Source organism: Acinetobacter sp. V102_4 (genome assembly GCF_031799005.1).
GTDB classification, from domain to species: Bacteria; Pseudomonadota; Gammaproteobacteria; order Pseudomonadales; family Moraxellaceae; genus Acinetobacter; species Acinetobacter calcoaceticus.
Window position 1 is genome coordinate 93185 of sequence record NZ_JAVQNR010000052.1, and the last position, 16190, is coordinate 109374.

Consider the following 16190-nt stretch of genomic DNA (forward strand, 5'->3'; position numbering starts at 1 on the left):
ACATGTTGTTTTCTTACTTTAAGCTTCTTTTCTAATCGCTGTGTTTTGTTTTAGTTACTATTTCTAATCTTTGATTTTTATTACGATAATTTCAAAGCCGAGAGCGAGTTTTCCCAAAGCTGTACGGCCAAATCTGACGCTGATATGTTTAGGTTTTCTGCCAAACTTTGCAAAACATAAGGCAAATTAACTGGGGTATTACGGGTACGCTCTTCAGTTGAGGTTTGGCAACAAAGTGGGGTCATATCGGGACAATCCGTTTCAATCACCAAGTGCTCTGCACCTATAGCCTGCACAACCGTATGAAGTTTTTTTGCATTCGGATTAGTAATTTGCCCAGTCACACCAATTTTAAACCCAAGTTTAATTAAGCCTTTCGCTTCTTCTATGCCACCACTAAAAGCATGGGCAATTCCACCCAGTTTAAATTTCTGAGCTTTTAATATTGCGAGTACATCACCATGTGCTTTTCTAATATGAAGAAGCACTGGTTTTTGATATTGGGTTGCCAACTCTAACTGATCAGCAAAATATTGTTTTTGCTTCGCATAGATATCTGGCTGCTTATGCTCTTTTAAGAAAGTATCTAAACCAATTTCGCCTACTGCCACACATTCTTCTTTCTGTAAAATTTGCTCAAGATGAGAAAGATGTTCTGGCTGATGTTGCTCAATATAAAATGGGTGTAAACCGGGTGCTAGATATGAAGTTGGTACATTTTCCCAGCTCTTTAACTGATGATGGGTTTGTAGCAATTCATCAAAACGTGACTGCACAAAACCAATTAAAACCAGTGCATCAACCCCAGCTTTTTTGGCATTAAGCGCTAACTGTTGCCGATCTTCATCAAAATCGGCAACATCAAAATGCGTATGCGTATCAAACAGACGCATTAGCTTCCACTTTTTGCAACAGGTGTTGAAGCTGGTTGCGCTTTAGGCTGCGGCAAATACTCTTTTTTCAAGACTTCCTGTAATTGATCATACGGAATGACTAATCGAGGTAATCCCACCACATATGGTCCAATTTCATATTCACCATATTGAAGGATTAAACCCTGTTCACCCAATAAAAAATTATCGGATAATTTAAATGGCCAAGCTTGTTCATAATCACCGACATTATCAGCCAGTTTAGAGTCTGTAACCCAAGTCTTAAAGGCTTCATGCGCCAACTTCTCTAACGCTGCTTTTTGCTGTGGACGTAACAAGTCTTCAAGCTTGATCTGCTTTTGTTCTTTTAAATCAAAATTATAATAATGCTGTGCGGCAGAACCATGAGCACCACCCAAATAGCTACTGCTATTAAGTACAACAGTGACCACTTTGCCTTGAGCCTGCAAAATCTTAGGTTTAACTAAAAGATTAATTTGATGACTACTACTTAAAGCTTTTAACTCATTGTCCAGACCAATAAATGAGTTTGCATAACGTTGCACCTGTGCATCAAAGCTATTTTTTTGCTCTGCACCCGCAACTGCTGAAGCTTCTGTTTTTTGATCTGGTTGCTTCACTTTAGCATCGGGTTCAGCAATCTCTAAAATTTGATCTAGAGCCTTTAAGATTTGCTGATCTACAATTTTATCAATAAATGGAAAATTACTCTGTAAACGCTCAACTGTAAATTCAGGACAAGTTTTACCATCACAATCAGGTAAAGCAACCTTACTCGGAATTGTTTCACCCTTCAAAGTCAGCTCTACTGGCTTTTGCTCTTCGACTGCTGGTTTCTGCTGTTCTTGAGAATCCTTAGGATCGGCTTTAGGTTGGCATGCCACCAAAAATATAGCCGAAGCAAGCAAAGTTAATCGCAGTGAAACTTTAGAAGATAACATCATATTTTGCCTTTTATTCTAAGGAGATTACGCAGTGCCTTTTCTAAGAAATTAGCGCATATAAATAGAGGTTGCAAATTCTGCTACCATCTTAAAACATTTGTTCATAAACCTCGGGTTGTAATATTTTTTTTGTTTGTTCTGTAGATAAATAAATATCGAGCTGTGGTGCCTCTTTAGTAATTTCGTTTGCCTGATAATGCAGTCCAATACCTTCACCATCAAAGAACCAATCCACTTGCCCCCAATATAAAGTTTTTGGTGCTTCTTTTTTTATTTCAACAGTCTGCTTTTTTAACCAGTCTTGATAGGCTACCTGTACCATTTGATGCATAGCTGTTTGTTGATCTTTTTTTAAAACATCTAACAAACTTAAACTTTTATGCAATTTTCGATCGGCAACAAAAAAGTAATAACGATCTTTAATCGTGAGCTCTTCTTGCTTGGTATCAAGCCCCAATTGCAATAAAACATATTGATTACGCTGCGAAGCAATACGTGTATGAAGATGCAATTCATAAGCTCGATTCTTTGAATATTTATCTTGCCATTCATCAGACTTTTTAACATAGGCATTAATCGCCTGTTGCAAGCTTAAGTCTTTTTTCAAATCAATTTGATCTTGAATCACTTTAGCCTGACTTTTGGCGATCCATTCATTTAACCATGCGTCTTGAGTCTTTATCGTTTGAATATCGACATCAATACAATTTTTCTTCTCACAAAATGGCAAAGCATAATCGGCTTTTACTTGTTGTAAGTTGAGAAATGGCAGTACTTCAGCTTTTTCAATATTTTGAGTTTGGGTACCCACTAGTTTCGTTTGAGAAGAGGATGAAGACTGAGAACTTTTCCAGACAAAAATAGAAATAGCAGAAATTAATGTTACGACTGCAACCACCAGCGCAATAATTGTCTTTTTACTCAAGTTCATTTCATCATCCTTTTTTATTTTTCAAAACAAAACAGCTTCTATTCGAAGCTGTTTGTCACATTAAAATGATCAGTGTTCACGTGTGTTACGGAACTGAATATCAGGCCAACGCTCTTGCATAATCTGCAAGTTCACTCGGCTTGGAGCAAGATAAGTTAAATGTCCGCCGCCATCGATAGAAAGTTGGTCATGTGCTTTCTTCTTAAATTCATTCAGAATTTTTTCATCATCACAGTGAATCCAGCGAACTGTATTAACGCTTACAGGCTCATAAACACAGTCAACCTTATATTCTTCTTTCAAACGATACGCAACCACGTCAAACTGGAGCACACCTACCGCCCCAACAATCAAGTCATTGCTGATTTGCGGCATAAATACCTGAGTCGCCCCTTCTTCAGACAACTCTTTCAAACCTTTTTGCAATTGTTTTGACTTTAATGGATCTCTTAAACGCACACGACGGAACATCTCTGGCGCAAAGTGAGGAATACCTGTGAAGTGCAGATTTTCTCCACTTGTGAAAGTATCACCAATTTGAATCGTGCCATGGTTATGTAAACCAATAATATCGCCCGGCCACGCTTCTTCTAAATGTTCACGCTCACCAGCAAGGAATGTCAAAGCATCACTAATGCGGACATCTTTACCAAGACGCACGTGGTTCATCTTTAAACCTTTTTCATATTTACCAGAGCAAATACGCATGAAGGCAATACGGTCACGGTGTTTCGGGTCCATGTTGGCTTGAATTTTAAATACAAAACCAGAAAAACCTTCTTCTTTCGCTTCAACCACACGCTCTTGTGTAGGGTGCGCTTTAGGTTCAGGTGCCCAGCCCATGAAAGCATCTAGTACATGGTCAACACCAAAGTTACCTAATGCCGTACCAAATAGAACCGGAGTTTGTTTACCTTGTAAAAATAATTCGCGGTCTAATGGCTCATTTGCCATTTGTACCAGCTCAAGCGACTCTTCAAAAGATGCCCAAGCCAAATCACCTACTTTTTCACGAATATCAGCATGATCATAACCATCACGTACTTCAATATCTGTAATAGTTGAACCAAAACCTGCTTTATAGACATACAATTTATTTTCAATAATGTTGTATACACCAGCAAAATCACGGCCCATTCCTAATGGCCATGTAATAGGTACACAGCGGATATTGAGGACATTTTCAATTTCATCAAGTAACTCAAGTGGCTCACGAATCTCACGGTCCATCTTGTTTACGAATGAAATGATAGGCGTGTCACGCATACGACACACTTCCATCAATTTGATGGTACGTTCTTCGACACCTTTTGCACCATCAATCACCATTAACGCTGAGTCAACTGCGGTTAAGGTACGATACGTATCTTCCGAGAAATCTTCATGTCCCGGTGTATCGAGTAAGTTAATGGTATGACCTTTATATGGGAACTGCATAACAGACGTGGTAATAGAAATTCCACGCTCTTTTTCCATTTCCATCCAGTCAGATGTAGCTGCGCGGTCAGATTTACGGCTTTTTACCATCCCTGCAACCTGAATTGCTTTACCCCATAACAGTAATTTCTCTGTCATGGTGGTTTTACCGGCATCGGGGTGGGAAATGATGGCAAAAGTTCTACGAACCTTTACCTGCTTAGATAATTCGTCTTTAAACATGAATAAAATCTACAATTTGTACACCACTTTGTACACACTAAAAAAGATGACTACAAATGGTGAGTAAGAAATTTTAAATTGGCGCAATTGTAGCAGATTTATAAACACTGTTTTAACGATTGTTGATATGTCTTAAGTTATCTACACTACGCATTAAATTCCATATATAACTTATTAAAGTATTTTTATGATCACGAAAAAGTCTAATCCATTTACTCACAAGGAAGGTTAGCATTAATTCCATATTGCTGAACCACGGAAGCAATGGAATTCTTTGGTTCTTAATAGGCATCTACAATACTGAGTTTAAATTCTCGTGTATAAGTTCTTTTTTAAGGACGAGGGCTGCTACAGGATGGAGATATGTTGCCATTATTTAAGTTCCCACTATAAAAATCGTAGGGACTATCGTAAGGATAATAGGAGCCTTCTTAAGCTGTTTTGCCCATACGATTACAATATAAAAGCGATGCCCCTAGGTGAAAATTTATTCTACAAAATCCGCTGTAAGGAAAAGTCTCAATTCTCACAATTTAACTCAAAAGTTTTTTGCCCACTGAGCAATGAACTCCATTGCTCAGAGACGAATTAAAAAGGATTAGGTAGTACCACACCCCCACCATCATCTCTTGAGACTAATTTCCAAACGGCTGGTTTACTTGAAATACGTCCACTTTTCCTTTGATGTTGACCTTCTTCTGGAAAATCCTGCCCCTGTATTAAATTTTGCTCTATCCCCACAAAATCAAAAGGTGTCCACCGTCCACTGTAAGGAACAATCCGGTCTTCATTTCCATATTCTCCTAAAATCGGCAATAAATCTTCTTTGATCCCGTAAAAGTCAAAAATACCTTTTAAAAAATTTGCGTTATCCCATCTTCGAATCCAATAATAGACTTGAGACAAAGAATAACGTGGTCCACGATATGCTGTGTGCATAGCGTCGGTAGGCATATCTGTCCGTACGGCTTTACACAGCTGATTAACAACAACATAGCTTAATGGCAATGGTTTATTTTTATTACCTAAACGAGGTATCCCCCCAGCTTTAATGACAATACAGTCATTTATTTCTGTCAACTCTATATCGGAAGTATTCTTTAAAGTAGCTGTATAAAACTGTTGCTTAATAAACTTATCTTTTAAGTCTTTTCCAATAAATGTATACCAATTAATACTTCTAGTTCCAGTTTCCCAATCTAAAGTTAAAAAGCTAGGACCATCAGGGGTGATACCCCAATATTGTCGTGTTACTCCATACTCATAAAACTGATAAGGATGACGATCATAAGGCAGCTGAATACTTAAACCTGCGTAGCCATGTAAAACCTCAAAAATGGTTACAAGCTCTTCAATCCATGAATAAAACTCTGCTTTTCCTTTTTCCTCATGAACAAGTGCAATAGGAAAGTTAAGATGCAAATGGGACAATCCAAAATTATCCCTGGCAGTAAATACACCTAATGCATACTTATCAGCTGTGGAGCCATCTACACCTGAACATAAATACCACTCAAAAGCATTCGTAGCTATTGCTTTATTACAAACAGATTGATAGCCTTTTTCTGTGAATTTTAAGAACCGACGGCTATTGCTATAAAAATGAGATTCGATAGGATATCTATTTTTGAATTTATCAATGATATTTAGAGCTTTCTTCTTTCCATCATCATTACCACCATTTAGATAGTAAAGCTGTATAGTTAAAGATAATTGAGCTAAAACCTGATCGTTTTTGTCTAACATCAACAATTCACGTTCTGCTTCTTTTATTTGTTGAATAAGCTCTTTCTCAGAAGGAGGTTGTTTTTCAACTAAATGCATAATCTTTCCTAATTTCCCATTCTTAAAAGGCTGGCGCCACTTGCTTCCCAACACGGAATATACTTTGCAACCCTCGTGCTACTTTTGGAGCAAACCTAGCTGCTTTTGCTATTCTGAATAAAAACAATCCAGCTCTTAGTGCACCCGCTCCAATATTTACACCAGGAATAAACATTGCCACAGTCGCAGCAATCTCTAATCCAAGAATAATTTTTTCACCAGTGGACATCCCCGTGGTTGCATTTGCTTCAATCACAATGGTTGGTAACTCTATAACTTCTTGAGAATGTGGGGACGATAAAGCCGTCGTTTTTTCGTTAAGTTGATCTTCATCAATATCTACTTCTTGTTGTATATGTTGCCATGCCTGTTGAAGTTCGGACTCAGAATAAGTTAACTTTTCACTACCATCTTCAGGTACAAAAGAATATTGCCCATTCTCTACTGTAAATTCACCAGTTTTAAATAACCATGGGGCATCTTGTTGTAACTGTTTCAAGGTTTCTGGACGGAAATAACCTGATAAATCCTCTTTAATCTGTTCTTCTCTTAACAAATTAATCGGATGATAACTATTGTGTACCCAAGTTTCCAATTTATATGCATCAGGTAATCTTTGGGTTGCAAAAATAGGAACAAGATCTGGTGAAAATTCAAAAGTATTTTCATGGTTGGATTGATCATTATCCTCGGTAATCCACACCGTACTAAAACGATTAATTCCCGCAATATATTGATAATCTGCTTCTTGACTTTTTTCTAATCTATCTTTGGGAAACTTCATTTCCACAAGTCTTTTTATATTGTCATCATATTCATAGTGATAAAGACTATCTTCTGTATCGATATCTCCCCCAGGCCAACGACGTTGAGGATCTTTAACAATAATCAAATCAGGACGACGACGATAACTTCCTACCTTATTTGAAGATACGAGCTTTGAACGCCAAGATGGTGAATGCCTTCGATTTTCCCCATAATCAAAATTCTCACTATTCCGATCTGCAACTTTGACATACTTAGAAATCAAATGCGGGATCGCTGGTGTCTTCTTTGCTTGATCTATTTTTGACGGCATACTGAACGTCACTTCAGGTTTGTAATACCACAAATATTTATTAATCTTTTCATCAATATTGACTAAAATATAAAAAGCTGCCTGATAACTACGAATCTTCTTTTCTGTTGGTTCAACGATAACATTGGGGCCTTTCATGTATTTCAAAACAAAATTAGACTTCGCCCAGATATACCCTAGATCTGGCTTTTCAACATCCTGAAATTTTTTATCAACTTCGACTCGAGTAATCATTCTCATTCTTTATTACCTATTCATCATCAAAATATTCAAGGTTTAAATTTATTGAACCCGAACCCGCTGCAAATAATTGATGCACAGTTTTTTTCTTTTTCTCTTGTTCAATAAATTTCACTTCTTGAGCTGCGGTTGTATTTACAAATAATGTCTCACCATCTTTATTAGTCTTACCAATGATCTTTCGACCATCTTGTAACTGTAACTCATAAGGGTAATTCACTAATGGTTGCTGCGTCTTTTGATCTCTGATGATGTAATAACCGGAGTAATAGGAATTAAATTTTGGCAAAGGAACCGAAACTTTTTCACCTCCCATAAACACATGCTGTCCAGCCCTCACCTCAAACTTACCACCCGTAACAGGGAATATTCCTGAGCCATTGATCTTGATTTGAGATCCACCCGAGGTAATCACAATTTCTTTAGAAGCACTAATTTCTATTTTGTCTTCCGTAGAAATAATCTGGACACCCTTACGGGCAATGATATCTGCACCGTCGTTTTGTGCCTGTATTTCAACCTTACCCTTACCAGCATAAAGCCGTACTCCTTGTTGAGCAGCAAACAGGCTAATTTTGTTTTGGGCATGAGCAATCAGGTTCTTTTGGGTACTTAGGCTAATACTGTCTCCAGCAGTTTGGCTTAACTGTCCATCTGCACTGAGGTGAATGTCTTCATTACTGGCTAAAGCGATACTGTTAGGTGCGGTTAAGACCATCAAGGCTTGCTTAAATGCAGCAGCTTTCTCTTGGTCTTTTTCTTCAATATGTTCCAAGAAAGTTTTTAGGTTTTCAAGCATTTCCAATGGATCAGTTTGCTGGTTTTTGGCAACTTCACTGAGTGCCTTGGCATTGTTAAGACCACCTTCGATTTGTTGTTTGCCCTCGGCTGCATCTAGGTGTACACCCTGAGCTTGAGCCTGTTTATGAGTACTAACAAGTAAGCCTTTACCAGCTCGAACTGCGCCCCATTGATCTGTTCTGAGTTCAAAGCCTTCACCACGACCATCACTCTCTGCCTTGTCTTTTGGGTGGCTTAAGTTACCCAAGTTTAGCTGACTAGCTGCATGGCTGCTTTGTAACTGGGCACTGATTTGCCCAGTCGTATCATCAAAACGTAGCTGGTTAAAGCCTTTTCCATCTATTTCTTCTGAACGGATGCCACTGAGCTTTTTAGTATCGGGGAGTTGCCCTTTCTGGTCAAACTGGGTTGGGTGACGTTCGGCTTCGTGGATACGTCCGACTACAAACGGACGATCGACATTGCCATCAAAGAAATCAATCACCACGATCTCACCCACACGTGGTAAGAAGCGCGCTCCATAACCCTCTCCAGCCCAAGGAGTGAGCACATCAACCCACGCTGAATCAGTATCATTGTCGTTACTTCCTGCTCCACCATCATGACGATGGTCATCACTTCGGGTAAACAGGAAACGAATCTTTATACGCCCCCACTGGTCAACATGGATACTTTCACCTTCGGGTCCCACTACACGGGCACGTTGAGGCGAGGCTTTCGGTCGGTTTTGTAGAGGCTGGTATTCCGGGACTGTCTTGATATGACGACGTTGTAAGATCAGTTGATTGCCTTGCCGTTCTTCATGATCATCAATCTGACTGTTGATGAACCAATGGCTTTGTTGAATCAAGGTTTGGATTTGTTGGTTTAAATCTTTCGGTAAATTGTTCTGGTTGTAGTAATGCTTCCCAATGATCAGAAACTCTTTGTCTGCACCGCGATGCAGATCAATTTCAGGATGTTCATTCAGTTCAAACCAATAACCAACTTGTGTATCTCGAACTGTGGTTTGAGCAATAAACTGCTTAGATTGAGCATCATGGTAAGCCGTTAGGTTCTGATTGAACTTGTCCAGTTGTTGATCGCTTGCTGAGGTCGCACCATCTTCTCCATTCAAATCCTGCATCCATGCCGGACTAAAGTGCCAGGCATCTTCCAGACTTAAACTGTGATTGTCATAGCTAGCACTATGTTGATGGCTACTTTGTACACTGCCTGCCCCATCTTTTTGTTGTAACTCATCTGACTGCCAACGCTGCACATGCACAGAAGTCGGTTGCAAACGACGTCCAGCAATCAGGCTGGTCATGCTATCAAATTGTTCAGTTGCACTGCTACGATGGTAACGGATCGTTCTTCTTGTCAGTGCCTGATACTGGTTATTGTCATCAATAAGACGTAATTTTTGTGGCTGAATATGATCTGTATTGCTCGGTACAGTAAGCTCAGCTTCATCAATTAACCAGTTAATGCCTTCACTCCGCCATAAACGGGTTAAAAAGTCATAGTCACTTTCGTTCAACTGCATAACGAAAGGACGTATGCCATACTGCTGTTCTAATCCGCTTAAATCTAAAGTCAGACTCGCAGCAAATAATGGGCTTTTCCCTTGCCATTCTTGAAAAAGAATTTCGGTTATTTCTTTCACACTCTTGTTCATGAACACACGACTGTTTCTGCGTTTATGCCAGAGATAGCTTGGGTCATTGATCGTGAGCTTATATAAGGTTAAAGCGCCGTCACTTTGTCCCTGTGAGGCTGCAGTAATAATACCTGTCGTACGAAATAGTTGTCCTTGATCTGTCACCTGATCAACAGCAACCTGTAAACCAATAAATTGCTTGAGTGGAATGTGAGCATGGGTGGACAAACAAATCAACTCGGCTGTCGTACCCAGGTTAAGATGTTGCTGCCCATCAATACGTTGTAAAAAAACTTGACTATTCAGGGATGCATCGAAAAACTGAAGATATATCGCACGATGCTGTGAGAGAAAACCAAAACCCTCTAGAATTTGGAAGATATTATTAAACATCACTTTTTTATAAATTTGAGTCATAATTGATCATATTCTATAAAAAATATACAGGACTGTCTATCCAAGGTGATAAATTGATACGACGTACTTCAGGAGCTGGAATGATTTGAAGAAACCGAGTAAAAAGCAAAAAATGATTTTAACGACAGCAATGAAGCTGTTTACACAAGAGAGTTACATCCCTGTCGGTGTTGACCGGATTATTACTGAATCTAATGTCGCCAAAATGACTTTTTATAAGTATTTCCCCTCAAAGGAAGAATTAGTACTAGCCTGCTTACAAGAATTAAAACTCGATATTCAAATGGGTGTGGAACACAGTATCTCTGGTCAAACACACCCTTTAGCAAAGTTATATCAACTCTATATGTGGTATATCAACTGGATCAGTCAAGATGAGACCAGAGGATGCCCATTCCATAAAGCACGCATGGATGTCGGAGAGCTATACCCTTCTATTTTTATCGTATTAGATGAATATCAAGACTGGTTGTTCCAACTCACATTGTCTTTATTTGAACAATTAAACATGAACAATCCTACATTTTTAGCTCGCTTATTCATCAATATTCTAGATGGTGTAATCAGTGACTCGGCTTATGATAAGAACCTGCTTCAACCTCAGAAAACATGGGCTTATATCAATACTCTGATTGAACTAGAAAAAAATCGGAAGTAGGCCATTTGCTTTAGGCCATGTTGATATATTTTTAGTGATCCACAAATCGATAGGTTTAGCAGCAATCAAGTCATACAATCACCTGTGAAACTAATACTTGGATTTCCTCACGACAAACTTGCTATAGACAAATAATCCAACAAAACCACCAGAGAAAATCAACATAATTGCCGTGATATCCTTCCACATCACATCAACTCCAAAGAGTCTCAATCCGATACTTACAATCAGAACTAAAGCAAAAATTAGAGCAAAACTATTAAAAAAATTATGCATAAAAACTACTATTGTGATAACTAAACTTTAATACATCTCTTCATGAGAATTTGAATGCTTTTCCGATTTATAACAAATAAACTTAAGGCTGTCATATACACAACATGATATTTCGGAAAGTGCCAAATACAATACTGCCATACGATTAGTCAATCATAAAAAAAATAGGTATCGATAAGAGTGGGCATAAAGCTCTCCGGGTTATCTGTGAATAGCTATTTTAGAAATATATATTCTAAATACGTATAAATGATTACAACGCCACTTGACGAGCAAACTTTTTAAACCACTAAGGATAATATAAGATATCAAAAGTGGTATTGATTTTTAGGTCAACACCTTTTGGGGTTACAAATTTCGTTCTTATTTCAGTGAAATTTTTCAATTTAAAAGTTCTTAAAAAGAAGAAACAATTCCCAAATACATATCAATCTGTTTAGTTTCAGCTAATTGTTTGACTCGGTTGCTTCTTTTATTACTTTTGCGATAAAGTTTTGACCCCGTAAGTAAACCGATAAAAAATTGCTGTTGGGCGATCGTGGATTGTCCCATAATTTGCTCCTACATTTTTAATTTTAAAGGCATAATAAAGCCACATTGGGAAAAATGTGTCAAAAGATAGACTTGAATTGATTTTTCAAACACTGCTGAATTCAGCTAGTAAGCGCTCCCATCTCATAAAGTATAAATTCACAAAATCTACTATTGAACAATAGTAGATTCAAAAATTATTTGCTTTCACAAATCTTTAGATAAAATAGATTAAGATTTCAAAAAGAAGACCATTAATGAAGAAATTTCTAACAAGGAAAATAGACTCTTCCAGATCTTTATTTTTTGCTGTAGGAGTAATGATTATATCCTTTTCTTCTCTTATTTTAGCTACTACTTCTTATGCAGCAACAAAACAAACTAATGATCTAGCTTCTGATAAAGTTTCATTGATTTTCAAGGATAAATCCTTGGACTTATCCTTATTTAGTCCTATTTTCTTAGAACAGGTTCCTGCATCCCAACTTGAAAAAATAATCACAGAATTGAAGCTATCATTTGGGACACTAGATTCCGTTGATATCGCAAACGGAAGAGGTTTTGCATATTTTGAAAAAGCTCAAGTACCCATTACGATTGCTCTTGACCATAACAATCAAATACATACACTTTGGTTTGGCGCACCCAAATTCAAGAATATTAATTTAGAAGAAGCTATTAAAAGCTTACAATATGCTGCTATCGGAAATAAATCTCTTTTAATTACGGTGGATGATAAACCAATTTTCACTGAAAACAGAAAGACTCCTATGGCTGTTGGTTCTACGTTTAAACTATTAGTTCTCACAGCTTATGAAGAAGCTATAAAAGCAGGTAAAATTAAACGTGATCAGGTTATTCTACTCCAAGAAAATAGTCGCTCATTGCCTTCAGGAGTTTTACAAATGCTTCCCGCAAAAACTCCTGTAAATCTAGAGATACTTGCTCAATTAATGATTCAATCTAGTGATAATACTGCTACTGATAGTCTTATACATCTACTCAAAAAATCTAACATTGAAATTTTTTCCCCTAAAAATACTCCACTTTTAACTACTAGAGAATTTTTCCAATTGATCGCTTCTAATAATGAAGAACTTAGGGCTAAATACAGTGTAAATAACAGTCAAGTTAAAAATCAGATCCTTTTAGAGCTAGGCAAAATGCCATTACCAGATATTGACAGCATTGGAAAATCAGCTACGTGGCAAGATGTTGAGTGGTATATGTCAGCCGATGAGATTTGCAATATTCTTACAAGTACCAAAGATTCACCTGCTCTGAATAGCTCATTTAATCCTCTATTTAAAAATTTAAATTGGCAAAAATTTGGCTTCAAAGGTGGCTCAGAATACGGCGTAATAAATTTTTCCGTTATCGGTAAAACTCAAAGAGGGCATAAAGTTTGTGTAGTATTTACTGCAAATGGAGATGAACCACAACCTGAGTCTAAATTAGCAATCTTATTCACAAGACTACTCCAGGCAATTGACTCAATAAAGAATTAATATATTTTTCAATTTCTTATTAATATTAAACGAATTAAAACTTTTCCTATCTATCATATTTTCAATATGAGCAGCACCAACTTAATAAAGTTAGTGCTGGTCTTACAGCCCGCCATGGGCATTGGGGCGTAGAAACTGGCTATTTGCAGGTTCAGGCGAAGTGGGCAATGTACAATAAATATCATAGCGTTTATCCAGTTTGTAAAATTAAGTGGTTTAGATAAACTCCATTTAATTACTACAGGTCCATTTTAGAGCTTTCATCAATTCAATGCCATCTGTTCGGCCAAGATAGGTAGGTGTGAGCGAAAAAACGCGTGAGTTGAGCCTCTGGATGCCTTATCCACACCACTCAGCCTGATAGTCGATGTAGTAATATCACCTTACTGTGAAAATTAAGACTTCTGCTGACATTTTGGTAAATTTCATCCAATGTCACAGGAGTTTTTATCTTGAGTACAAAAGCCCAACGGGAAATTGCCATAAATTAAAAGTATTTGCTCATGCTGAACAAAGCGGTAATGTTGCCTTTACTTGTCGTTATTTTGGTATTTCACGAGATACTTTTTATCGATGGAAAAAGAATTACCAATCTAAAGGTGAGCTTGGATTGGTGAACAGCAAGCCCTGTCCAGAAAATCCCAAGCTACGGACTCCTACTGCGATTGAAGAAAAGGTTATTCACCTGCGCCAGCATTATCATTTTGGTCAGCTACGAATCAGTTGGTATTTATGGCATTATCATCAAATTAAAATTTCAGCAGCTGGTGTTTATCTTGTTCTAAAGCGACATGGCATGAATCGTCTACCTCAAAATCAGCGCAAACGATCTATTCCAACACCCCAACGCTATGAAAAGCAAGTACCAGGTCATCACGTTCAAGTTGATGTAAAGTTTCTATTTTTTAAGGATCAAAATGGAAAACAAATCAAACGCTATCAATATACAGCCATTGATGATACCACTAGAATTAGAGCATTAAAGATTTACGAAAAACATAATCAAGCGAATGCTATTGATTTCGTAGACCGTGTAATTGACAAGTTTCCCTTCCGCATTCACACCGTTCAGACTGATAACGGTCATGAGTTTCAATCGAAATTCCATTGGCATTTAAATGATCTATCAATTCATCATCGATACATTAAGCCGCGAACTCCAAAACATAACTGTAAGGTCGAACGATCTCATAAGACGGATAAAATGGAGTTTTACCAGTTATTAGACTACACCGATGATGTGGATTTAAAAGCCAAACTGGCTGAATGGGAAGCATTCTATAACTATGCCAGACCCCATGCAGCCATGGATGGAAAAACACCCTATGAGCGACTGAAAGAAAAGTTGTGTTAAAATCATAGTGTCAGCGGAGGTGCTGGTATTCACAACTTCTTTTTCATATTTCATAATCATTTCAGCTTGACAGAAAGTACTTATAAATAGCATATTCAAAACAAACGCCAATCTAGTATACATAAATTATTTACAACTTTTTCAAATACTTATTAAAATAAATTTCCCCCACATCCAATAGAGATTGTGTTAATGAATATTTAATTTGCCTAAAATTGACATTGCACTGCTCCCAGCATCCTAGACATCAAGGAAGTCTCATTTTGATATGATCAAATCTTTGAATTGTCCCCTTATTAGACAAAATACTATTCTTCACAGTTTCAGATACCTTTGTATTCATATTTACTACCAAAGTAACTGGTTTGCCAGTTGCCCATCCCCCCCCTGAGTTGCTGGGTATCTGTAAGATATTGAACATTCTTGAACTCAACTAATGTCCCACCATTACCAAACGTATCTGGAATAATATTAATTTGTCCATCTCTCTCAGTTTTTATAGTAATCATTTGTCGATCAGTATTTCTCTTTACTCCCAATTTACTTGCAGCACTCATTTCAAATTCTTTACCATTTAATCGGCTTCTGCTCACATCTTGTGTGTAATTTAAAACACTCTTACCAGAAGTAGTATTTGTTGATGTAAATAATCATATTGTCTAATCGGGTTAATGTTGTACGAGTAGCCCTAAATTTATGTGCGGACATACCGTTATTCAAAATACAACGAAACTAAAAAAGTTTTTACTCCTCTATGAACAGCATGCTTTGGTCTTTACTTCAAAGGTCTTCTATTTTTCTTAATACTTCATTTAATAGATTCATTTATATATTTTTCTTTGCATCGGTGCTCTTCATCTCCTAACGGCCCAAACGTAAAACTCTTTATACATAAATACTAAAAAATGGGAGTTTCTCCCATTTTTTAGTTGAATATTCAGTTTTAACGATTAAATATTTTAACTATAAGTTACTTAACCGCTCTATTTCCTCTTCCGTATATTCTTTTGACCAAAATGGTTCACCTTCAAGTTGATCGTATTCTTCTAAAGGACGGTGTGTTTCTAACACGTACCAAGGAATATCTACAACAGTAATTTTTAATGGCTGATATTCTTCAAATTTTTTATAAAAATAAATCGAATCTTCTAAACAAGAATCAAAACTATCAAAATATTCTAAAAATTTTACGTATGTTGTATTATCATCTTGGGTCAGCAATTTTCTCAAAGAATCCATAATTTGTTTTGTTTTATCAATATCCTCGTAACGTACGTAACGTTTATATAAACGATCAAAAACTAATGGCAAATCCATCTTATTATCTAGGCCATTGGATATATCATGAAGAATCTCAAAGAATTCTTTCATCTCCTCCACATTACCCAGTCCGCTCATAAGACATCCACCATGAAATCCAATGGTACTCATATT

11 protein-coding genes and 2 pseudogenes are annotated in these 16190 nt (G+C 37.2%); 3 read left to right on the top strand and 10 right to left on the bottom strand.

The window, feature by feature from the left end:
• Positions 1-80: 80 nt before the first annotated feature.
• From RMB13_RS19065 to RMB13_RS19095, 7 genes are all read right to left on the bottom strand, one after another.
• On the bottom strand, positions 81-893 hold the full coding sequence (locus tag RMB13_RS19065; protein ID WP_205469886.1) for a TatD family hydrolase: 813 nt from the start codon (positions 891-893) through the stop codon (positions 81-83).
• The gene (locus RMB13_RS19070; RefSeq protein ID WP_132071060.1) at positions 893-1834 is read right to left on the bottom strand and encodes an RsiV family protein; all 942 of its coding nucleotides are present in this window, start codon (positions 1832-1834) and stop codon (positions 893-895) included. Before RMB13_RS19070 ends, RMB13_RS19065 begins: the two co-directional genes overlap by 1 nt.
• Positions 1835-1925: 91 nt before the next feature.
• Entirely contained in the window at positions 1926-2768 is an 843-nt protein-coding gene (locus RMB13_RS19075; RefSeq protein ID WP_311086077.1) for a hypothetical protein, read from the bottom strand.
• 69 nt (positions 2769-2837) lie between these two features.
• On the bottom strand, positions 2838-4427 hold the full coding sequence (locus RMB13_RS19080) for a peptide chain release factor 3 (protein ID WP_311086078.1): 1590 nt from the start codon (positions 4425-4427) through the stop codon (positions 2838-2840).
• 588 nt (positions 4428-5015) lie between these two features.
• The gene (locus RMB13_RS19085; RefSeq protein WP_311086079.1) at positions 5016-6251 is read right to left on the bottom strand and encodes a type VI immunity family protein; all 1236 of its coding nucleotides are present in this window, start codon (positions 6249-6251) and stop codon (positions 5016-5018) included.
• A 22-nt stretch (positions 6252-6273) separates the two neighbouring features.
• Positions 6274-7569, bottom strand: a complete 1296-nt coding sequence (locus RMB13_RS19090; protein ID WP_311086080.1) for a VRR-NUC domain-containing protein — start codon at positions 7567-7569, stop codon at positions 6274-6276.
• 10 nt (positions 7570-7579) lie between these two features.
• Positions 7580-10405: a DUF2345 domain-containing protein gene (locus tag RMB13_RS19095; protein ID WP_409070797.1), complete on the bottom strand. Its 2826-nt coding sequence runs from the start codon at positions 10403-10405 to the stop codon at positions 7580-7582.
• Between the two features lie 109 nt (positions 10406-10514).
• On the opposite strand from RMB13_RS19095, the gene RMB13_RS19100 reads away from it, so the two are divergent.
• Positions 10515-11087, top strand: a complete 573-nt coding sequence (locus RMB13_RS19100; RefSeq protein WP_311086081.1) for a TetR/AcrR family transcriptional regulator — start codon at positions 10515-10517, stop codon at positions 11085-11087.
• 672 nt (positions 11088-11759) lie between these two features.
• Here RMB13_RS19100 and RMB13_RS19105 read toward each other — a convergent pair.
• Positions 11760-11915 carry a hypothetical protein gene (locus RMB13_RS19105; RefSeq protein WP_311086082.1) on the bottom strand — a complete coding sequence of 52 codons (156 nt, stop codon included), beginning with the start codon at positions 11913-11915 and terminating at the stop codon, positions 11760-11762.
• 236 nt (positions 11916-12151) lie between these two features.
• On the opposite strand from RMB13_RS19105, the gene RMB13_RS19110 reads away from it, so the two are divergent.
• Both RMB13_RS19110 and RMB13_RS19115 read left to right on the top strand, forming a co-directional pair.
• On the top strand, positions 12152-13402 hold the full coding sequence (locus RMB13_RS19110; protein WP_311086083.1) for a serine hydrolase: 1251 nt from the start codon (positions 12152-12154) through the stop codon (positions 13400-13402).
• A 452-nt stretch (positions 13403-13854) separates the two neighbouring features.
• Positions 13855-14756: pseudogene (locus tag RMB13_RS19115) on the top strand (IS481 family transposase).
• 247 nt (positions 14757-15003) lie between these two features.
• Here RMB13_RS19115 and RMB13_RS19120 read toward each other — a convergent pair.
• Positions 15004-15352: pseudogene (locus tag RMB13_RS19120) on the bottom strand (putative toxin); the annotation flags it as partial.
• A gap of 367 nt (positions 15353-15719) precedes the next feature.
• Positions 15720-16187: a hypothetical protein gene (locus RMB13_RS19125; RefSeq protein WP_311086085.1), complete on the bottom strand. Its 468-nt coding sequence runs from the start codon at positions 16185-16187 to the stop codon at positions 15720-15722.
• Positions 16188-16190: the final 3 nt, after the last annotated feature.

Bases quoted from the DNA above. Each gene is read 5' to 3' on its own strand.
- RMB13_RS19065 (WP_205469886.1), bottom strand. From the start codon at position 893: ATGCGTCTGTTTGATACGCATACGCATTTTGATGTTGCCGATTTTGAT.
- RMB13_RS19070 (WP_132071060.1), bottom strand. From the start codon at position 1,834: ATGTTATCTTCTAAAGTTTCACTGCGATTAACTTTGCTTGCTTCGGCT.
- RMB13_RS19075 (WP_311086077.1), bottom strand. From the start codon at position 2,768: ATGAACTTGAGTAAAAAGACAATTATTGCGCTGGTGGTTGCAGTCGTA.
- RMB13_RS19080 (WP_311086078.1), bottom strand. From the start codon at position 4,427: ATGTTTAAAGACGAATTATCTAAGCAGGTAAAGGTTCGTAGAACTTTT.
- RMB13_RS19085 (WP_311086079.1), bottom strand. From the start codon at position 6,251: ATGCATTTAGTTGAAAAACAACCTCCTTCTGAGAAAGAGCTTATTCAA.
- RMB13_RS19090 (WP_311086080.1), bottom strand. From the start codon at position 7,569: ATGAGAATGATTACTCGAGTCGAAGTTGATAAAAAATTTCAGGATGTT.
- RMB13_RS19095 (WP_409070797.1), bottom strand. From the start codon at position 10,405: ATGTTTAATAATATCTTCCAAATTCTAGAGGGTTTTGGTTTTCTCTCA.
- RMB13_RS19105 (WP_311086082.1), bottom strand. From the start codon at position 11,915: ATGGGACAATCCACGATCGCCCAACAGCAATTTTTTATCGGTTTACTT.
- RMB13_RS19110 (WP_311086083.1), top strand. From the start codon at position 12,152: ATGAAGAAATTTCTAACAAGGAAAATAGACTCTTCCAGATCTTTATTT.
- RMB13_RS19125 (WP_311086085.1), bottom strand. From the start codon at position 16,187: ATGAGTACCATTGGATTTCATGGTGGATGTCTTATGAGCGGACTGGGT.